The 6,040-nt window shown below is 72.7% G+C and carries 4 protein-coding genes and 1 pseudogene; 3 read left to right on the top strand and 2 right to left on the bottom strand.

Annotated features, from left to right (window positions below; translation table 11 throughout):
* A pseudogene (locus VE546_RS05240) lies at positions 1–842 on the bottom strand (hypothetical protein); the annotation flags it as partial.
* Between the two features lie 256 nt (positions 843–1,098).
* On the opposite strand from VE546_RS05240, the gene VE546_RS05235 reads away from it, so the two are divergent.
* The gene (locus tag VE546_RS05235; RefSeq protein WP_324919028.1) at positions 1,099–2,073 is read left to right on the top strand and encodes a carbohydrate kinase family protein; all 975 of its coding nucleotides are present in this window, start codon (positions 1,099–1,101) and stop codon (positions 2,071–2,073) included.
* Positions 2,074–2,115: 42 nt separating this feature from the next.
* On the opposite strand, the gene VE546_RS05230 is transcribed toward VE546_RS05235, so the two are convergent.
* Entirely contained in the window at positions 2,116–3,537 is a 1,422-nt protein-coding gene (locus VE546_RS05230; RefSeq protein WP_324919026.1) for a cysteine desulfurase/sulfurtransferase TusA family protein, read from the bottom strand.
* 254 nt (positions 3,538–3,791) lie between these two features.
* Here VE546_RS05230 and coxB point away from each other — a divergent pair, with 254 nt between their 5' ends.
* The gene (gene coxB / locus VE546_RS05225; RefSeq protein WP_324919024.1) at positions 3,792–4,736 is read left to right on the top strand and encodes a cytochrome c oxidase subunit II; all 945 of its coding nucleotides are present in this window, start codon (positions 3,792–3,794) and stop codon (positions 4,734–4,736) included.
* A gap of 3 nt (positions 4,737–4,739) precedes the next feature.
* On the top strand, positions 4,740–6,040 hold a 1,301-nt coding region (locus tag VE546_RS05220; RefSeq protein ID WP_324919022.1), incomplete at its 3' end, for a cytochrome c oxidase subunit I.

The following is a 6,040-nucleotide window of genomic DNA, read 5'->3' as shown; positions in this document are numbered from 1 at the left end:
GGGGGCGCGGCGCACGGGACGCCCGGCCCCACCCGGCCGCTGCGCTCGTTGAGCGCGGCGAGGGCGTCCTTGGCGCTCATCACCGGGTACTCCGTCCCCCCGGCGACCTCGACCAGCTCGGCCAGCCGTCCCCGGCCGCTGCCCGGCGTCCCGCCGTGGCCGACCCCGATCTCGGTGGTCCAGCCGTGGACGGGCAGTCCGTCCTGCCGCGGGTCGATGCTCACGATCCGCAGCCCGTCCCGCGTACGGCCGGCGTCCACCTCGGCGCCCTCGAGGCCGAGGGCCTCGACAACGGGGGCGGCCGCCTCCCTGGCCTCCTTCTCGGAGACGTTCCCGGCCCTCAGGGGCACCGCCCCGGTGAACGACCAGACGCCCGTGGCGGCGTTCACCGTGAGCGTCCTGCCCTTGCGCCTCCCGGCGTCGCCGGCCGTCCAGGTGCCGTCCTTCTCGCGGACCTCGCCCGGGACGCCCAGCGCCTCCGCCAGCTCGGCCACCCGCTCCTCGTCGACGCCGGCCGCGGGCCGGTAGGCCGGAGCCGCCCCGGGCCCCTCGGGCAGCGGCTCCACCGCCTCGTACACCGGGCCCCCGCCGGGGGCCGGCTCGCCGGGCGCGACCCCGCGCTCCGCCGCGCCCGCCGGGCGCTGTCCGTAGCCGTCCAGGACCAGCGGCGACGGCTTCCCGCGGGCGCCGTCGCGGGCGGCCTCCCGCGTCCCGTCGCCGGAGGCGGTCGAGGCCCAGTACGCGCCGCCTCCCCCGGCCAGCAGGACGGCGAGGGCCACCGAGACGGTCGTCAGCCCGCGCCGCTGCGGCCGGGCGGGTTCCGGGGTGTGGTCGGCACTCACCGCATCGCTCCTTCGATCCGTGTACCCGGTGCTCACGCCCCCCGCCGTACGCCCCGCGCACGGGGGAGGACGTCGATGGGACGGGAGCGGGCCGCGCGCGGTTCCCCCGGGCACGGCGGCGGCGGTGCCACAGGTGCGCGCGCTTCGCCACGCCCCGGTGCCGCCCCGGAATGTGGCGGACTCCGTGCGGCGGACGGGGGATGCGGGCGATAGCGTGGTGCTGCCCGCCGTCCGACCTCTTCAGGAGCAGCCTTCCGTGCGTATCGCTGTCACCGGCTCCATCGCCACCGACCACCTGATGACCTTCCCCGGCCGCTTCGCCGACCAGCTCGTCGGCGACCAGCTCCACACGGTCTCGCTGTCCTTCCTGGTCGACACCCTCAACGTCCGGCGCGGCGGGGTCGGCGCGAACATCTGCTACGGCATGGGCCAGCTCGGTGTGCGTCCCATCCTGGTGGGCGCGGCGGGCGCCGACTTCGGGGAGTACCGCGCCTGGCTGGAGCGGCACGGTGTGGACACCGCCTCGGTGCACATCTCCGAGGTGCTCCACACCGCGCGCTTCGTGTGCACCACCGACGCCGACCACAACCAGATCGGCTCCTTCTACACCGGCGCGATGAGCGAGGCCCGGCAGATCGAACTGAAGGCCGTCGCCGACCGGGTCGGCGGCCTGGACCTGGTGCACATCGGCGCCGACGACCCCGAGGCGATGCTGCGCCACACCGAGGAGTGCCGCGCCCGCGGCATCCCCTTCGCCGCCGACTACTCCCAGCAGCTCGCCCGGATGGGGGGCGAGGAGATCCGCAACCTCACCGAGGGCGCGGCCTACCTGTTCACCAACGAGTACGAGGCGTCCCTCGTGGAGTCCAAGACCGGCTGGGACGCGGACGAGATCCTCCGGCGGGTCGGCACCCGCGTCACCACGCTGGGCGCGCGGGGCGTGCGCATCGAGCGGGCGGGCGAGGAGCCCCTCACCGTCGGCTGCCCGCCGGAGGAGGCCAAGGTCGACCCGACGGGCGTCGGCGACGCCTTCCGTGCCGGCTTCCTCTCGGGCCTGGCCTGGAAGCTGGGGCTGGAGCGGTCGGCCCAGCTCGGCTGCATGCTCGCCACGCTGGTGATCGAGACGCTGGGCACCCAGGAGTACGAACTGCGGCGCAGCCACTTCCTGGAGCGCTTCACCAAGGCGTACGGCCACGACGCGGCGGCCGAGATCCGGTCCTGCCTGTCCTGACCTGAACCCCCTCTCCGGGGCCGGGCGCCCGGGTACAGGAGGTCAGGCGCGGCGCCGCACGCGGTAGGTGTGGCCCTCGGCCCCCAGGTACTCGTGGCCGCGCATCTCGCACCAGGCCGGGACGTCCAGGCGGGCCGCCTCGTCGTCGGCGAGCAGCACCACCGTGCCGCCGACCGGCACCCGGTCGATCACCCTGGCCAGTTCGATGACCGGGACCGGGCACCGCTTGCCCAGGGAGTCGACGGTGAGGGAGGGCACCCCGGCGTCCTCCGTCTCCTCCGGTTCCCGCCTCTCCTCCGGTGCCGTCTCCTCCGGCTCCCGCGGTTGTGCGGCGGCGGGCGCGTCCAGGTGGGCGCGCACCTGCCGCACGGCCTCCGGGAGCACCGTCAGGAAGGCGTCGACGTCCTCCCTGGCCGTGCCCGGCGGCAGCGAGACGCGGATGTTGCCCTCCGAGAGCACCCCCATCGCGCGCAGCACATGGCTGGGGACCAGCGTGCTGGAGGTGCAGGAGGACCCCGAGGAGACGGAGAAGCCCGCCCGGTCCAGGGCGTGGAGCAGGGCCTCGCCGTCCACGTACAGGCAGGAGAAGGTCACCACGTGCGGCAGCCGCCGCACCGGATCGCCCACCACCTCCACGTCCGGGACCAGCTCGGGCACCCGGGCGCGGATGCGCTCCACCAGGGCGCGCAGCCGTACCGCCTCGGCGGCCGCCTCGGCGCGCACGGCCCGCAGCGAGGCCGCCGCCGCGACGATCGCGGGCAGGTCGGCGAAGCCGGGGGAGCGCCCGGACTCCCGCTCGTCCACCGGGGGCGGCGGGGCGAACCGCACCCCCTTGCGCACCGCCAGCAGCCCGACCCCGCCCGGCCCGCCCCACTTGTGCGCGCTGGCGGCCAGCAGCGACCAGTCACCGGCCACCGGCCCCCAGGGCAGCGACTGGGCGGCGTCCACCAGCAGCGGCACCCCGGCCGCCGCGCAGACCTCCGCCACCTCCGCCACCGGCTGCTCGGTGCCCACCTCGTGGTTGGCCGACTGCAGGCAGGCCAGCGCGGTGTCCCCGCGCAGCGCCGCGCCGAAGCCGTCCGCGGCCACCCGTCCCGTGCGGTCCACGGGGACCTCCTCCACCGTGCCGCCGTCCGCCTCGTGGGCCCGCGCCGCGTGGAGCACGGCGGAGTGCTCCACCGCGGAGACCACCAGGTGGCGGCCGGTCCGCCGCCGTCCGGCGAGCGCGCCCGCGATCCCGGTGTGCAGCGCCCGCGTGCCGGAGGAGGCGAAGGACAGCTCGTCCGGCCGGCACCCCACCGCCTCGGCCGCGGCCTCGCGCGCGGCGTCCAGCAGGAGCCGGGCCCGCCGGCCCTCCCGGTGCAGCCGGGAGGGATCGGCCCACCCCTCGTCCAGGGCGGCGAGCAGCGCCTGCCGGGCGACGGGGTGCAGGGGGAGGGAGGAGGCGGCGTCGAAGTAGGGCACACCTGCACGCTAGCGCGCACGCCGACGCCGTGCCCCGCCGGTCCGCGGCGGCCGGACGGGAGGCGGGGAACGGACGATTCCACCCCATCGGAGGGCCGCGCGGCGCGTTGGGCACCCTCCCCGCGCGGCCCCAAATGGAGTCCAGTAGGGTTTGGTCCGCATAAACATCCAAACCCCTGCCCGCGCCAGGGCCGGCGCCCGACCTCAACGGCCGAGCCCCGGCCGAGCGGGCGAGACTCTCGGGAAGGCGCTACGTGAGTCCCAACGGCTCCGACCGCTCGTCGCGGCGCCCGATGCGGCGGAAGCTGCCGCAGGCGCTTGCCGCGGGCCTGGTCCTGGCGACCGCGACCGGTTGCACATACAAGGACTTCCCCCGCCTCGGTATGCCCACCCCGGTCACGGAGGAGGCGCCGCGGATCCTCTCCCTGTGGCAGGGCTCGTGGGCGGCCGCGCTCGCCGTGGGCGTCCTGGTGTGGGGCCTGATCCTGTGGTGCATCATCGTCTACCGCCGCACCAGGACCAAGGTCGAGGTACCTCCGCAGACCCGGTACAACATGCCCATCGAGGCGCTGTACACGGTGGTCCCGCTCATCATCATCTCGGTGCTGTTCTACTTCACGGCTCGTGACGAGTCGAAGCTCCTGGAGCTCTCCGACAAGCCCAAGCACGTCATCAACGTGGTGGGCTACCAGTGGAGCTGGGGCTTCAACTACCTGGAGGACGTGGACGGCGACCCCGCCACGTCCAACGTGGACGCCGAGGAACTGGCCGGCATCCCCAACAGCATGCTGAAGGCCGTCCCCGAAGGCGCCGAGGGCGTCCACGTGGTCGGCACCCCGGGCGACCGGAACCCGCAGAACGGCAACCCGGGCCCCACGCTGTGGCTGCCGAAGGGGGAGAAGGTCCGGTTCATCCTGACCTCCAGGGATGTCATCCACTCCTTCTGGGTGGTGCCGTTCCTGTTCAAGCAGGACGTCATCCCGGGCCACACCAACCAGTTCGAGGTGACCCCCACCAAGGAGGGCACCTTCATGGGCAAGTGCGCCGAGCTGTGCGGCGTCGACCACGCCCGGATGCTGTTCAACGTCAAGGTCGTCTCCCCGGAGCGCTACCAGAAGCACCTGGAGGAACTGGCGGAGAAGGGCCAGACCGGCTACATCCCGGCGGGCGGAGCCCGCCAAGAACGCGAAGGCCAGTAACCCGTGAGCATCCTCAACGAATCCCAGGGTGCCGCCGCCGCGACGGACGTGCCGGCGGCAACCCCCGCGCCCCTGCGCCGGAAAGAGCGCGGCAATCGTGTGATCCAGTGGCTGACCACCACGGACCACAAGACGATCGGCACGCTCTATCTGGTCACCTCGTTCGCCTTCTTCTGCATCGGCGGCGTCCTGGCCCTGGTCATGCGCGCCGAGCTGGCCAGACCAGGCCTGCAGGTCATGTCGAACGGGCAGTTCAACCAGGCGTTCACCATGCATGGCACGATCATGCTGCTGATGTTCGCCACCCCGCTGTTCGCCGGCTTCGCGAACTGGATCATGCCGCTGCAGATCGGCGCGCCCGACGTGGCGTTCCCGCGGCTGAACATGTTCGCGTACTGGCTGTACCTCTTCGGCTCGCTGATCGCGGTGGGCGGTTTCCTCACCCCCGACGGCGCCGCCGACTTCGGCTGGTTCGCGTACGCGCCGCTGAGCGACGCGGTCCGCAGCCCGGGCGTCGGCGCCGACATGTGGATCATGGGCCTGGCCCTCTCCGGCTTCGGCACGATCCTCGGCTCGGTCAACTTCATCACCACGATCATCTGCATGCGCGCGCCGGGCATGACGATGTTCCGCATGCCGATCTTCACCTGGAACGTGCTGCTGACCGGTGTGCTGGTCCTGCTCGCCTTCCCGGTGCTGGCCGCCGCGCTGTTCGCGCTGGAGTCCGACCGCAAGTTCGGCTCGCACATCTTCGACCCGTCCAACGGTGGCGCGCTGCTGTGGCAGCACCTGTTCTGGTTCTTCGGCCACCCCGAGGTCTACATCATCGCGCTGCCGTTCTTCGGCATCGTCTCGGAGGTCATCCCGGTCTTCAGCCGCAAGCCGCTCTTCGGCTACATCGGCCTGATCGGCGCGACGATCGCGATCGCCGGTCTGTCGATCACCGTGTGGGCGCACCACATGTACGTCACCGGCGGTGTGCTGCTGCCGTTCTTCTCCTTCATGACGTTCCTGATCGCGGTGCCCACCGGTGTGAAGTTCTTCAACTGGATCGGCACGATGTGGCGGGGTTCGCTGTCCTTCGAGACGCCGATGCTCTGGTCGATCGGCTTCCTGATCACCTTCACCTTCGGTGGTCTGACCGGTGTGATCCTGGCCTCCCCGCCGCTGGACTTCCACGTCTCGGACTCGTACTTCGTGGTGGCGCACTTCCACTACGTGGTCTTCGGCACGGTGGTCTTCGCGATGTTCGCCGGCTTCCACTTCTGGTGGCCGAAGTTCACCGGCAAGATGCTCGACGAGCG

Origin of the sequence: Streptomyces sp. (assembly GCF_035644915.1) — a bacterium.
Lineage (GTDB): Bacteria > Actinomycetota > Actinomycetes > Streptomycetales > Streptomycetaceae > Streptomyces.
Note: the sequence above shows the minus strand (reverse complement) of the source record. Positions and strands in the feature narration are given on the sequence as shown.